This window comes from Legionella genomosp. 1 (assembly GCF_900640215.1).
Lineage (GTDB): Bacteria > Pseudomonadota > Gammaproteobacteria > Legionellales > Legionellaceae > Legionella_C > Legionella_C quinlivanii_A.
The window spans coordinates 1-15063 of record NZ_CAAAJH010000029.1 but is presented as its reverse complement, the minus strand read 5'-3'; the positions used below and the strand labels follow the sequence as shown (position 1 = coordinate 15063).

Genomic DNA, 15063 nt, shown 5'->3' with positions numbered 1-15063 from the left:
ATGAATTCGTATGCACTTCAATTCTTTTCTCGTCCTTATTGAGCAAACCTTAAAAACATAACTGCTCAATTAAATGACAGGATTCCTCAGCGCGAAGGCGGGGATCCATCTCTGAGCTAGCAGTAATGCCAACTGAGGAATAGCTTCCCGCATTCGCGGGAATGACAGAGTGATGAGTTGTATGGTAACGGGGTCGTTTTCAGAATCAGAGGGCTTTCATAAAGCTGACCAGATCTTTCTTTTCCTGATCATTGAGTTGCAGTTTCAATATCAGATTAAAAAACTCCACGCTGTCATCCAGGGTCAGCAAGCGGCCATCATGCAGATAGGGTGGAGAGTCCTTAATGCCTCTCAAAGGAAAGGTTTTAATCGGTCCGTCACCCACTGCCATCATGTTATTAATCATGACTGGTTTAAAGAAGCGCTCCGTTTGCAGATTGTGCATGGTGTTATCAGTGTAATAGGGAGGGGTATGGCAAGTTGAACATTGTGCCTTACCAAAAAAGAGCTCCTGGCCGCGCAACTCTTCTGCAGTTGCTTTGGAAGGATCCAGTTTCCCATCTACTGCCAGCTTTGGAGCCGGTGGAAAATCCAGGATTTCCTGAAACTCTGACATAAAGTGAACCTGGCTGCCGCGCTCGAGAATATTCACCCCTTTCTTGGTAGCAATCACCGGATCTCCGTCAAAATAGGCTGCACGCTGCTCAAATTCGGTAAAATCCTCCACCGTTTTTAACGCTCTTTGCGAGCCAAATAAACGCTGGATATTGACGCCGCGCAGACTGGGCGTGTTAATCCGATGTCTGAATTCCTGAGGTCTGATATCACCCACCAGGTGGGTCGCTTTATTGGTATGGCCGTTAGAATGGCAGTCGAAACAGGCAACGCCGCGGCTAGGGGCTACTGTTCGTCTGTCTTCTGTCTGATTAAATTGCTGCTGCGGGAAAGGGGTTACCAGCAATCGCAATCCTTCCAGTTGTTTTGGATTTAAAAGACCATTAAACAATTCATAATAGTTATTGATATTGACCAATTTTCCTTTGGAAACATCGCCAAGATCGGGACGGGTTGTCAGAAAAATCGGTGCAGGAAAAATGGGTAGAAAATGATCGGGAATATCGAAATCCAAATCAAAGCGGGTTAAATCACGTTGTTCCTGTTTATTGAATTCATCAATAACAAATTTTGGAAATAGCATCCCGCCTTCCGGGTGATTGGGGTGGGGCAGTGGCAGAAAACCCAGAGGGTATAGGCCTTTTTCCTTAATCTCTTCCGGGGTCATTTTTGCCAGAGCTTCCCAGGTCAGACCGGCGGGTAATTTAACCCGGACTCCTTCCTGAATCGGCTTGCCGCCAGTCATGGTGGTACCGGTTGCCGGTTTATTACTCAGGTCATAACGCTGTTCGAGCAAATCAGCATGTTTTTTTTCAACCGCTTCTTTCTGATCAACCATTCGCTTCATAATCGACTGAAAGTCTTCTTTAATATCGACTGGCATGTAACTCGAGGGATGGTCAGAATACGCGGCTGTTCCAAATCCGACAAGCAAAGGGAAAAGCCATTTGGCAGAGGTGCGCATCAGATAAAATCCTTTTACAAAAATCAAAAGCTTAAAAGATAAATCAAAGACTTGCAATAGGTTCAGGGTAAGCGCATCTAAAGGCATATTTCCTTCAAAATGCCTACGTTCCGAGCTTTATGCGCGGAATCCAGCTTAAAACTGTATGGATGCCGTGCATAAAGCACGGCACGTAGGTGACAAGGGGTTTTAAATATTCAGGCTTTAACGGTGGTTAATCCGGCAAAGCGAGGCATAGTTACACTGTTGACAGACCGAACGATTGACAGGCTTTGGAGGGCAGAAACCTTCTGCAAACTCTTTGGCCAGTTGTTCGAGAGACTCTTGCCAGCACGCTCTCGCTTCTGCCCAGGAACGTTCTTCCGGAAGGCTCTGGATATTTTTCAGTTCATAATCGTTCTCGCTTAAGCCTTTACAGACATGCTGTCCTTCTTTGAGTGCCGAGAAAATCAGGGTATTGATGGCCTGATCCAGCAGAGCGTACACCAAAAGCTGTGGTTCGCGCGGTCGTTCTTCATTCCAGGGAAGGCTGGAGGGTATACTGGTTTTGTAGTCAATAACCCATTTGCTTCCATCAGCCAATAGGTCTATTCGGTCTACACGCAAATTAAACTCAATACCTTGCAGGGTTAAACTAAAGCTTTTTTCAAGGGCCTCCACTTTAAACTTCGGGCGCTCTTTCTCCCATTTGAGACACAGAGACAGCAAACGGTGCAGGCGTTTAATCTCTACTTGCTGTATTAGTGGTGAAAAAGAATACATTCTCTGTTGCCGATAAGGTTTAATGGCAGAGTCAATGGAATTTGTAATTAATGTGTCAAGTTCCTTTTCGCTTAAAGCCAGTAAACGCTCCTGATCGATAACCTGTTGCCAAAAATACTCAAGAGCCTTATGAGTTAGCTGCCCGCGTTCCAGTGGATTTAAGCCATCAAAGGCAGCCTGGCCTTGCTGAGCATGAAGACGATGAGCTGCGAAGGCCTGGAAAGGGCATTTTGATTGTTTAGCCAATAAAGCAGTGCTTCCTTTGATTTTTGGTTTGCTATGAGGAATCTGATAGGTTTCCTCCATCTTTTCAAGTCTAATAAGAGGCCTGGTATTATTAACACCCTGACTGGTTCTGTGTACCGTGTCTTTTAACAAAGGAGAAGGGAGCTGGGGTTTGTCTTCATCAATAGAGGCGTAGCTGAAGACAACCAGCGGCGCATTTCGCAGAAATGAGTCAAACTGTTTTTCCGCCAGGTTCAAGGCATAATCAGAACTGGTGTAAATCCTTTGATATTCCAAAGGAATAAAGGCAGAAGGTTTAATTTTCTTCGGCAGGCATTCATCGGTCATACCGGTCACCCATAGCGCATCAAAACGTGTCCCAGAGGATTCCAGTACACCCATTATATGCAAACCGCTTTTTTCCGCTTTGGGTTGAAAAATAGTATTGGAGGCTATGGAATGCAAGGCATCAAGTGCTTGCGCCAGACTTAGACTGGAGCTAAAAAGCTGCAATTGTTTCAATTCAGAGAAGAGATGAAGCAGTTTTTGCAGGCACTGATAGGTTTCCGAATCCAGTGCCTGATCACCCGGAAATCCCATATTATTCAGCCTGTTCTGAAAATGCTGCAGCCACTGAGAAGGGGAGGCGGATTGAGGATACGTCTTGATTGTAGAAAGGATTTTATATAATCCTGGCGTCTTGTACTGAAGTTCGTTTAAAAAGAAATGCCAGTCTATCCTCTCTTCCTGAAGTGAAACGCTGTTCTGTATGAACTGAGCCCGCTTAAGAAATTCTTTACTGGATTGATGTAAATAAGGTGAATATAACAGCAATCGAGCCTGATGGTTGCTAAGCGTCTGGCAATCCAGTTTCAGCCATTGCATGGCATGCCCAACAAGTGGATATTCACTTAAGGGCTTGCCCAGCGAAATGCTAAAAGGTACATCGGGCAGTCTGTTCTGAAGCAGCCGCTGCAGTTTTCTGCCTTCAGTCTCCAGAGAGGGTACGACAATCCCTATTCGCTTTGCTTCAGAGAGCCGGGTTTTTGCCCAGGCAATCATTTCCTCATATTCATCGCTTGTATTTTTGGCCTGATAGAGACTGGTGGCGCTTGTGGCGGGGTTTAATATGGTATGAAGCACATTACAGCCCAGCCTCTCTAGTTTAATCTGTAAATTCTTTTGTTGGAGAGTGTAATCCTCAAAGCAAACCCAGATGCTGGCTGTATACTGGACGTTTTTAAGAGCCAAGGCCAGATAATCCGCCAATTGCTCATCAACGATAGCCGGGATTTTATCCAGAGCTTGCTGAAACAGGAGAGACCATTTTGCAAAAGCTTGAGTCTGCGAAGTCTGAGAAAATGTGCTGAGATTGATATCAAGTTTCCAGCGCTGACATTTGGCCCATGCGTCTTTAACCGCATCAATCAGGCCTGTGTGCAGGGGAATTTCAGTCTGCTGTTTCAGAATATCTAGCCAAAGATAATCGTATTGGGTCTTATTCAATAATAAAGGATGAGCTTTTTCAGAATTATCAAAACACATTCTGTTATATTGCATGCGCAGAAAATCCTGATAAGGCATGCAAAGTGGTTTTTTTAATGTGTTGCTGGTATGAAACTGAAAGTACTGCTCTAAAAGTTCAATGGAAAGACGCTTGGTCGGCGTTATAACCACAGCGCCATCTGCCATCAGGGCAAACAGTTTGTCTTTAGCAATCATCCGCTTCAGAGTTCCTTGTGTCGGCGCTTGTCCACTGCGCGTAAACCGGGAAAGAAGTGTTTATTAAAATACACTGCTGCCAATGCGGTAACCGGAATTAACCAAAGTCCGATAATCAAGGTGGCTGACAAATAAATTGCGCCAAAAACAACCATATAGTCTTTGACTGAGAGCCTGGCGAAATTAGGATCATTCCAATAGGAATTGACCAGAACGGCAATGCTGATAATGAGGAGATAAACGATGGCTAACAGAATTTCAAACAAAAAAGGCCTCCACCAGCGAGAAGGTTTGGCCAGTTGATTTCCAAATAAAGCGCCCAGCAGAATACCGATAAAAGGGACAACGATTAAGGCATATCCTAAGGGAAAGCCCTGGCTGGCTTTTAAGGGAAGCAAGGTATAGCGAGTAAATATCAGAAATAGAAAGGCAAAAATGCCAAAGAAAACAGCGGCTGCAAAACGAGCGCTGATTGGTTTTTGTTCATTTGTTGAGTTCATAATCTTTTTTGTCTGCTTATCGTTTTTCTTTTCAGCCGGAAATCACGCTGTTCCATTTCGCTATGCAGGATAATGTATACCAGATGACCACGCAAATACACCGCTGCAAATCCGGATAAAATCGCCAGCCACCATCCTACTATGATAATGCTGTTCCTCAAAACAAAAAAATAGATGTTCAGCCAGTCTGGAGAATGGGGAACAATACTGAAATAGGTATCATATTCTTTAAGAAAGTAGAGGAAAAGAAAATCATAAAACGGTATTGCTGCGAATACCATGAGAAGGCCATACAGAAACACTTTCAAAGGATAGGGCCTTGGGCAATGCACTATTCGTTTGCCAAATAGAAATCCAAAGACGCAGGCGATAAAACCTGCCAGAGCTACGGCCAGAAAAACAGGCAGGATTTGCTCAAATCCTATTAAAAACAGAAACGCATCAATCAGGATGGTACCGATAACAGCAAGGAATGCGTAATAGGAAGCGCATAGCAATCTGGGATTATGTAATGATAGCGCATCGTCTTTGCGTTTTTTCATTAGCATGTCTCCTGTATTAAACCTGATGACAGCCAAGGTTTGAAAAACCGAGACAAGTTAACTAGTTAAGACTGAAATTAACGACAGCCTACTATTTAATTTTAGACTAGATTGGTTAAATTCATTTCATTTATCTACAATTAAAATAATAAAAAAAGAAAAAAATCGGATGAATATGGATATCACACCTTTTTTCAAACTGATGGTTGAACGCGGCGCTTCAGATTTATTTTTTAGTGTGGGCGCTCCTCCTCATATCAAGATTGAAGGCATCACATCCCCGATTGGTCAATCGCCTTTGAAATCTCAGCAAATGTCTGAAATCGCCTCCTCTATCATGAACGATGAGCAACGAAAGGAATTTGATGCTACCATGGAACTGAATATGGCAATATCTCTTACCGGAGTTGGCCGTTTCAGAATTAATCTGTTTCGCCAGCGCGGTGAAGTCGCTATGGTGGTGCGCTATATCAAAGGAATTATACCCAGCATCGAAGAGTTGCAATTGCCTGCCATTCTGCAATCGATCATTCTTGAAATGCGCGGCCTGATATTAGTTGTGGGCTCCACCGGGTCCGGGAAATCGACAACACTGGCGTCAATGATTGACTATCGAAATGACAATCATAGAGGTCATATTCTGACCATTGAAGATCCCATTGAATACCTGTACCGCCATAAAAAATCGATTGTTGATCAGCGTGAGGTGGGGCTTGATACCCTTAGTTATGAATCAGCTCTTAAAAATGCCATGCGCGAAGCGCCTGATGTAATTTTGATTGGGGAGATTCGCGATCGTAACACAATGCGGCATGCAATTGCTTATGCAGAAACCGGGCATCTGTGTTTATCGACCCTGCATGCGAATAATGCCAATCAGGCTCTGGATCGCGTCCTTAATTTTTTCCCTGATGACGCGAGGCAGCAGTTACTCCTCGATCTCTCGCTTAATTTAAGAGCGGTAATCTCTCTCCGCCTTGTTCCCGGTATTGAGAAACAACGCGTTCCGGCTGTCGAAATCCTGCTCAATTCCCCTTATATTGCTGATTTAATTGAAAAAGGAAAAGTGGATGAAATTAAAGAGGTGATGGGTCGAAGCAGGGAACAGGGAATGCAGACCTTTGACCAGGCTTTATTTGATCTTTACAAAGCAGGAAAAATCAGCAGAGACAATGCCATACGCTTTGCTGATTCCAAGAATAATGTGGGATTACAAATCCGCCTGACTGAAGAAAAAAGCCTCGATGATATTCAGGATTTAACTATCCAGGAAGATTTTCCCAAGGGTTCCTGAACATCTAATGAGTCTGCATCTCGCCGAGGCGAAATGGATAATCAACCCGGCATTGCTCGTAAGCTCTATACATGCGCGCAGGATTCGGATAATAGCCATAGTGTTCGGCTTCATAGGCGCAGCAGGGCAACCGGCTTAAAAAGCATCCTCGCTTGGCATTCCAGACAAAGCCTTTGCCGGTGCAGCTAAGAGAGCGCCCGTCAATGCAGACATAACGTGCTTTGGAAGGGGGATTGCCAATAATACAGCCTTGCGCCAGGCTGATAGAGGGGATTAAAACAAGTAAAAGAGCTGTTGTTTTCATTCTTATTTGATCCATTCACTTGCTATACTGATAAGAATAGTTGATTTTAGTAAAAATGTAAGACCAAACGGTGGCTTATCTGCATGCCTTAGCTTACAGCAATTAAAAAAATACGATATTAAGGACTTCTTAAGCTTTTATAGTTAAAATGACGTAAGAATTGCGATTGGAGTATTCACATGCCTCAGAATCAGACATTACAAGATGCCATAAATAAACTACAGCATAACAATAACAAAGAAAAACATGAAAAAGCCCAGCGAGCACTTGATGCCATTTTTGCGGCTGACCCAAATGATGCAGTCGCCTTTAAGGCGGCAGTTAAGGCTCATAAGGACTTTTGGAAAGAGAATGGCTTAGTTGATGAGGTTGATGATCTTGATAATAATGGGGCTCCCAATTTTGTTGATCTGTACAAGCAGGTTGCCAAACAACGGGTGATTAGCCGCTTGGGTATTCATGAAAGCCATCTGGTAAAATTCATTGTCGATCCTGTCGAATTACGAAGACAATTAGTAGTTGACCCTTATAAAAATCACTTTGGTGATCTGACCAAATCAAAACTGCCCTGGGATGCCAGCAATGAAGTGGTCATTTCCAACGCTGCGGCTGAGGAAATCAGCCTTGCTGCCCAGACTTATTATCTCGAATCCAAACTTAGAGCAGCAAATGACTCTCAGCAACTGGATGACTTGCTGCAGGCAATCAATGACGGTAATGATGTGGCGTTCAAGGGCCTGCTTCAGGGCTGGCAAATTCCTCAGCCTGCTCTTGACAAGATGACGGCAGAGGGAGCTGGTGCTCAAATTGCACACTCTCTCGCACTTAAAGGGCTTGAAGTTAAAGCACGACTTTTGGCAAGCCAGCAAGCTCAGCATAATAATCTGCTTGCTATTATCCAGCGAAATAATGATGCCGATTTCGCTGCCAATCTTGGTGCTCTTTATGATGGAGTCGTAGTTGAAGGAGATGCCAAAGCACTTCGAGGCGTGATGGGGGGAGAATATCTCAAAGCGAGACTGAACGCGGAACAGAGAGAGGATACTTTGTTGCAGCTCGCGGGAATGACCATACTTGGCGATCTGCAAGCGGCATTGGCGAATGAATACGGCAGCCAGGCAGGTAATAAAGAGGCCTTGAATCAATATATTAGCGAAGCAGTCACCGAGAGCAGTATAAACAGCTTCCGACAAGTCGCAGCCAGCAAAGCTCTGGGCAATAAAATTGCGGCGATGAATGATGTGGCGGCTCTTGAAGCGTTAGCCAGAGCAAAAACGCAGAAGGACTTCTCTCAGGTATTGGAGACCGTATCGGCTTTTGGTTTAAATACCCCTGCTAAAAAATCCGTCCGTGAAGCATTTACCAATCCGGAAGAAATTAAAAAACTGAGTACAATTGCTCATGTTCGCAGTAATTTACTACCTAAAACACCGCAGACTGACCAAGACTGGGAGCAGGCCAGAGTACATGCTGATCGTTTAGCCACCTTAATTGATCCGGACTATACCTCTGCCAATTATGCTGCGCAGTTCTTACCCGCCAATCCAAAACCTGAGGAGTTGCAATCTTTCAAGGATTATTTTAATGATCCGGCCCGCTTAATCGAGGCACGCAAAATGGCTTTGGCCGGTTTAATACCGGCAGTTCTGAAGGATGCTGATCCAGGCCTATTAAATGGAATCACAGCCGCAGGTGATACTAATCAATTGAAAAGGGCAGTTGCCGCAGTATTGGGACATGATAAAGCCAATGATTTAATCGAAAACGACCTCGATTCTGCGTATAACCTGAGGATTCGAGCTTATGCACATCTTTACCAAATGCCGCAATTTCTGGCTACAAAGGACTATGACGAGTTATCCGATATTATAGCGGCAAATGGGTGGGAAGGCTTGCCGCGAGTGATGCAAACCGTACTTCCTGGCTTGAGTCAAAACGATGCGCAAAATCTTGAAGCAGAGCTGATTCAAGGCTTACTCAAGCAATACCCTGCTAATGCTGATTTGAATCGGTTAGTTAATTTAATCAAACCAGGTATTTCAGAAGCTGAATTTAAACAAGCCTTAACAGCCCTGCACATTAATCGCCAGGACTGGGTGAATCCCTCTCGAATGCAGGCGGTTCAAAAGGTTGCTGGTGAACGAGCGATGATTATCCGAGCCGAGAATGTCCTTGGGGCTTCGCTTGATCAAAGACCGGAACTGAAGAAAGTCATGCTGAATCTTTCTCCAGCCAAGCAGGCTTCTCTTGCCGCCAATGCTGAACTGATTTCATTACTGGCTAGCCGGACCGAAGCTGAAAAAATCAGGGATTTGCTGAACGATAAGCATCTGAATGTCGATGCATTGGTTCAGGAAAATACAAATCTTGGTCTTTTCCACAAGATTCATAATTCCGCTATTGCGAATACCTTAAAAGGGCTCAATGTTAAACTTGATCCCAGCATGGTACGCAATATTAATACATACATTGATTCTAAAACAACGGCTGAGCTTTCCGGACAGCCACCGGCATTTGCTGAGTCAGTAAAACAACTTTGGGAAATTCTGGGTAGAGCTAATCGGCATATTGAAGAAGCCGTCTTCAATCGAGCCTTTGGCTATAATGACGATAGAAGCGCTTTGAATCGACACGATCAGAAGAACGGCATTTCACAACAGCATGATCATAATCAAGAGTTACGCGCTTTTATTAATGCTGCAAATCCCGCTGGTAAGAAAAGAGTTGCTGATTTTATGTTGGGCTTATCCAAAAACCAGCCATTTACAGCTATTCAGCTACAGGAATTGTGTAAGCATCTGGGAACAGCAAAGGATCGGACTGAATTGCTTCGTTTGATCACTAATGATCCTGCTCTAAACGGAGTAATGCCCCCTGAGTTTAGTCGGCAATTAACGGAGAGTATCTATAGTTTCCTGACTCAGGGTATTAAGAGTGATAAATACAAGGACATGAGCCTTGAGGAGCTAAGCACTGCCATAGACGCTGGCCATCTTGAAGTTCAAAAGAATCTGGATAAGCTTCATAATTTACAGAAAGAGTCCGGTCATTCTCATTTAAACACCTTTAGTGAGTTACAGGAAGCTCTCTGGCTTGATCCCGCATTTGAAGGCTTGTCTAAAACCAATGCGGTGCGAATAGAGGAGGATCTGATAAACACTAAAAAAATGTGTGATATTGTCATCCCTGCACTTAAAGCACATTTGGCCCTGATCGAAGAGCAGCTCAAATCATTACCAGACAATGATCTTAATAGCAAAAAAGCCAAGGCAATCGCGAAGGAAAAATCCTTTCTTACCAAGGCGTATAATGAGATTAAAGCTGAATTAGATATGTATCTCAAAATAGAGGATGTATTAAAGGGTAACCCCAATGCCTCTGATGAACGCATGCAAAAGGGATTGCTGGCAGCCGTTGAGGAAGCAAAAAAAGGCGAGTATACCATCCAGTTTACTGAGTTTAAGGTAAAGGTTGGCAAGGACGAAGATATCGCTGCTTTTGATGATTTGATTAAGAAGGAAGACGGACAAAGAAAACAGGCCACCTATAATCAGGCTTTACAGCTTGATATCGGGGTGGCGGTCAAGGATTATGAAACAGAGAAAAAGGTTCCGGTAGGCAAAGTCCGGCCCTATATTCTGGAGCATCAGACCAAAGGCACCGATGGTACGGTCACCATTACTACCAGTACTGTACTTGAGAGACGCCATTCGCAGGATATGGCCCCTAAAACCAGCAAGGGAGAAGAAGCCTATAATCCTTCAAAATCACTGACTTTAGTTCCTAATAAGAAACGTACAGAAGATCAGATGGCGAAGGATGCCATATTCATGGCTATGAAGGCGCTTACCGGTTTGGCGAAAGCCCCGGATAAGGATCATCCGTTTTTGCTAACCGGGGATAATGCGGATGAGGTCAGATTATTGTATGGTGCTTTATTAGCTGTCGGTGAACTTCATCCTCGATTTAAAATCACTGAAGAATGCATTCGCATGGGCACTACCGCTTATGTTCCTCCAAGATCGAGTGTATGGAGTGACCCCAATTATAAAATAATAAAAAACAACCCTGAATTTAAAGCTTTAACCCAGGGGTTTAGTAAGATGGTAAACCAGCAGGAAAAGGCTCAGGCTGATTTGAAGCGTGTGGAAAAGCAGGTCACTAATTCTGGTAATATGTATAAAACGGCTATTCAGGATGGACGTGCGCTTAAGGACCTGGAACAAGAGAATGCCAATCGGCCTCAAAGCCCTTCGGTTGGTTCTCCATAACAAGAGCAATTAAGGACAACATGAATAATAATAATTTGCCAGTCGGTGTATTCGACTCAGGGATGGGTGGGCTGACCGTTTTGCGAGCCTTGAAAAGCTTATTACCCAGAGAGTCCTTCATCTATCTGGGGGATACAGCCCGTTTGCCTTATGGAACGAAAAGCGCGGAAACTGTGCAGCAATATGCTGTGCAGATGGCAAGATTATTGATAGCCAGACGAATCAAGGCGCTAGTGATTGCCTGTAATACAGCAACCACTGCCGCCTTGCCGTATTTGCAGGCCATGTTTACGGAAATACCGGTGATTGGAGTGGTTCGGCCTGGAGCGGGAGCGGTGGTTGCAGCCACGCGAAACCAGCAAATTACTGTGTTTGCTACCGAGACCACTATTGCTTCCAATGCCTATCAACGCTTAATTACTGAACAGCTTCCACAGGCTTCCATCAGTGCGCGTGCCTGCAGCGTTTTGGTAGCGCTTGCCGAAGAGGGGATGGTGAATAATGCGGTAGCACGCGAAGCGCTGCTCTATTATCTGTCTGAATTCAAAAACGAGGATACCTTACTGCTGGGCTGTACCCACTTTCCTGTGTTTCGTCCCTTGCTGGCGACACTGCTGCCCGAATCAGTCGCGGTGGTTGATTCTGCCGAGGCAACTGCCTACGCTTTTCAAAAACTATTGTATTCGCACCATCTGCAAACTGACTCTGGTTCTCCAGGGAATATTGAATATCTGGTCACTGACTCTATTCGTCGTTTCCAGACGGTAGGAGAGATTTTTCTGGGTGAAGTACTGAAAGATCACCATATTGAACTGGTGGACGCCTGTCTTCCAGTAGAGGCTGATAACTCAACTCGGGCTGCTTAGGGGGAAAGAGGTGTGGAAGTTGCAAATCCACATCCTTGTGGACCAGCGCGTCCTTGCGCTGTTTCCGTGTTTCTGGAACTTCCTGTCCCTGAATTTGCAACTATCCTTACCCTAAAGTGTAGCTGAGACTTGGCAATTGATCATTAAGAAACTGTATGCGCGCCACTTGAGAAATATCTCAATTTACAAAAGGAGGGTCGTGCGCCTCCACATTTCCTTAAAGAGATTCCAAAGCAACATAGCTAAATGATATTCTTTGTGGATGTATCCTGGATGTGATACCCAAAGAGTCCCATTCAATGAGAGTTAAATTATTTAGATGGTTAAAATCACTAACCAAGCTTGTCTGTTTATCCCTTTTAATATTACTAGGGTTAAGGATATTTGAGTTACAGCGGGGTCCTGCCCTGGAGCTATGGCATACTTATGTTCCAAAGGAAAAGCAGGCTAAAGAATTGGATAAGCTCAATTGGATACAATACACTGACATAGAAAATTCTCTTTTTGATGCCGTGCGCGCCGAAGTAACTGAAAAATTGACTGGTAAGCAGCGCACTCCAGGTAATCGATATTTCTCCGGCAGCCCGGTTTATCCCGAAAAATTTTCTACTGACTGGAATCGTTCCTATATACTTGAACCCCAGGGTCCAGCTGTCGGCGCTGTAGTCTTATTACATGGGTTGACTGATTCACCTTATAGCCTGCGTCATATCGCCAGACGGTATGTCGCTCATGGCTATGTTGCAATAGCGATTCGATTGCCTGCTCATGGCACAGTACCGGCTGCCTTAACTGATGTGAAATGGGAAGATTGGTTGGCAGCCACCCGGTTAGCAGTACGTGAAGCACGAAGACGCATACGTCCATCGCAGCCTCTCCATTTGGTAGGTTTTTCAAATGGCGGTGCACTGGCATTGAAATATGCGCTTGACTCTCTTGAAAATAAAGAATTAACAAAGCCAGACAGGATTATTTTGATTTCACCAATGATTGGCATTACCCGTTTCGCACGTTTTGCGGGATTTGCTGCGCTGCCCGCAATTTTACCACCTTTTGCAAAAGCAGCCTGGCTCAATATACTTCCTGAATTCAATCCATTTAAATACAACTCTTTTCCGGTCAATGCGGCAAGTCAGTCTCATCGTTTAACTACAGTATTACAACAACAAATCATACGCCTAGCCAAAGAAGATCGACTAATTGAACTGCCTCCTGTATTGACCTTCCAATCTGCGATGGATTTTACAGTCAGTACGCGCGCGATAATCCGATCGTTTTATGCGAATCTTCCAGCAAATGGTAGTGAATTAGTATTATTTGATTTGAACAGGGCTTCAAAATTAGGTCTTTTATTACGTCCTTCAGCAGATACGGCAGTGGAAAGGCTTTTAAATGCGCCCCCGCGAAAATATCGGAGCGTCATTATCACTAATGCGAATAATGACAGTGTTGATGTGGTTGAGCGCGTTACGAATGCTGGAACTGTCAATGAACGTGTTCTTCCTTTGGGATTGACTTATCCGCGTGATGTCTATTCTTTGTCACATGTTGCAATTCCTTTTCCAATGAACGATAGTCTGTACGGTCTTTTTCCTGACTCAATGGACTATGGTGTTCAATTAGGAACCATTGCTTCGCATGGTGAACGGCAAGTGCTTATCGTCAGTCTGGACTCAATTCTTCGACTTTCATCCAATCCATTTTTTCCCTATATGATTAAGCGTATAGAAGAGCAGCTCCCTAAGAGGAGCTAATCTTTTTCTTTATTAAGTTGATAACCTGTCGTCTTCGCGAACGAAGTGAAGCAATCCAGATCGAAACTTGACCAAAGTAAGGAGCGGGATTGCTTCGCTAACGCTCGCAAAGACGGGCTTTTTGTGTATCCATCTTATCTGATCCCGCTATAATGCCAACTAAGGAATGACAAACTGTTGGTCAGCGCTCAGCAAAATAATCAAGCACCGCTTGATTCCATTGCTGCGGTTGTTCCAGACTGGCCAGATGGCCGGCATTCTCAATTATTACCAATGCGCTATTTCTGGCGATCTCATGCAGATTCTCACTTTGCCGGGGAGGGATGACTGAATCGTATTCTCCACTAAGAATTAACACAGGTATTTCTGCACTTGCAAGAATGGAGGAAGTGTCTTCTCGCAGCGCCATGCCGCGTAATGCCGATGCCAGGGCTGTGGCTTTCTGGGATTCGAGAATTTCGAGAAGCTCCGCCTTTATCTCCTCCGACGCCTGCGATGAAAGTGCTTTGCTGGTAAATGCCTGGATAAATGACGAAGTACCATTGCTTAAGATTTCCTGGGCTGCAAGCTCGCGCTGTGTTTTTGTGTCCTCGTTATCTGCAATGGATTGCGTGCCAGATAAAATTAGGGAGTTAATCCGTTGGGGATATTTTTTTAAAAAAGCCAGTGCAACGTAACCACCCATTGACTCACCGCCAACGATGGCATTGGAAAGTTGCAAGTGATCAAGAATCATCCTGATTTCCTCGGCATATTCATCCATAGAGACTGGCTTACCATTAACCTCACCAGACTGACCAAAGCCCCATAAATCCACGGTGATCACACGAAATCTGTGCTTTAGTCCTTCTCTCTGGGCTTTCCAGATGCCCTGGTCGGCAGGAAAAGGATGAATTAATACCAGCGCAGGGCCTTCGCCAACGTCAGTATATGAATAAAAATTACTCTGGGCTGCTGCATTCTGAAATAATAAGCAGAAAACCAAGTATTTAAAAAATCGGATCATCTGATTTCTTCCATGAAAAAGGGATATACAGCTTAAGGCAAATAAACGCATTTTCATAATCAATAGTTTTTATCAAAATCATAGATAAAATTGATAATAAAGCGTTGCTTTCCGCATGTTAATGAATTAGGTCATTCCCGCGAAGGCGCTGAGGAATCCTGTCATTTAATTGAGCAGTTATGTTTTTAAGGTTTGCTCAATAAGGACGAGAAAAGAATTGAAGTGCATACGAATTCAT

At 44.2% G+C, this 15063-nt stretch carries 10 protein-coding genes; 4 read left to right on the top strand and 6 right to left on the bottom strand.

The features are described from left to right. Window positions 1-205: 205 nt before the first annotated feature. From E1O89_RS15250 to E1O89_RS15235, 4 genes are all read right to left on the bottom strand, one after another. The gene (locus E1O89_RS15250; protein WP_133140907.1) at window positions 206-1579 is read right to left on the bottom strand and encodes a cytochrome B6; all 1374 of its coding nucleotides are present in this window, start codon (window positions 1577-1579) and stop codon (window positions 206-208) included. A 204-nt stretch (window positions 1580-1783) separates the two neighbouring features. Further along, a complete protein-coding gene (locus tag E1O89_RS15245; RefSeq protein WP_133140906.1) occupies window positions 1784-4288 on the bottom strand; it encodes a PD-(D/E)XK nuclease family protein in 2505 nt (834 codons plus the stop codon). A 5-nt stretch (window positions 4289-4293) separates the two neighbouring features. Beyond that, window positions 4294-4788: a hypothetical protein gene (locus tag E1O89_RS15240; protein ID WP_133140905.1), complete on the bottom strand. Its 495-nt coding sequence runs from the start codon at window positions 4786-4788 to the stop codon at window positions 4294-4296. Further along, window positions 4785-5330, bottom strand: a complete 546-nt coding sequence (locus E1O89_RS15235) for a hypothetical protein (RefSeq protein ID WP_133140904.1) — start codon at window positions 5328-5330, stop codon at window positions 4785-4787. The genes E1O89_RS15240 and E1O89_RS15235 overlap by 4 nt, the downstream gene beginning before the upstream one ends. Before the next feature lie 175 nt (window positions 5331-5505). On the opposite strand from E1O89_RS15235, the gene E1O89_RS15230 reads away from it, so the two are divergent. After that, complete coding sequence (locus E1O89_RS15230) at window positions 5506-6624, top strand: PilT/PilU family type 4a pilus ATPase (protein ID WP_133140903.1); 1119 nt, start codon at window positions 5506-5508, stop codon at window positions 6622-6624. Window positions 6625-6628: 4 nt separating this feature from the next. Here the strand turns inward: E1O89_RS15230 and E1O89_RS15225 are convergent, their stop codons facing one another. After that, entirely contained in the window at window positions 6629-6928 is a 300-nt protein-coding gene (locus E1O89_RS15225) for a hypothetical protein (protein WP_133140902.1), read from the bottom strand. A 179-nt stretch (window positions 6929-7107) separates the two neighbouring features. On the opposite strand from E1O89_RS15225, the gene E1O89_RS15220 reads away from it, so the two are divergent. The 3 genes from E1O89_RS15220 (at window position 7108) to E1O89_RS15210 (ending at window position 13819) form a co-directional block, all read left to right on the top strand. Next, window positions 7108-11199: a hypothetical protein gene (locus tag E1O89_RS15220; RefSeq protein ID WP_133140901.1), complete on the top strand. Its 4092-nt coding sequence runs from the start codon at window positions 7108-7110 to the stop codon at window positions 11197-11199. A 20-nt stretch (window positions 11200-11219) separates the two neighbouring features. Next, on the top strand, window positions 11220-12065 hold the full coding sequence (murI, locus tag E1O89_RS15215) for a glutamate racemase (RefSeq protein ID WP_112220280.1): 846 nt from the start codon (window positions 11220-11222) through the stop codon (window positions 12063-12065). Window positions 12066-12364: 299 nt separating this feature from the next. Further along, window positions 12365-13819: an alpha/beta hydrolase gene (locus E1O89_RS15210; protein WP_133140900.1), complete on the top strand. Its 1455-nt coding sequence runs from the start codon at window positions 12365-12367 to the stop codon at window positions 13817-13819. Between the two features lie 181 nt (window positions 13820-14000). Here E1O89_RS15210 and E1O89_RS15205 read toward each other — a convergent pair whose 3' ends face one another. Continuing rightward, window positions 14001-14825 (bottom strand): alpha/beta fold hydrolase, encoded by an 825-nt coding sequence (locus tag E1O89_RS15205; RefSeq protein ID WP_165483181.1) that lies wholly within the window; start codon window positions 14823-14825, stop codon window positions 14001-14003. Window positions 14826-15063: the final 238 nt, after the last annotated feature.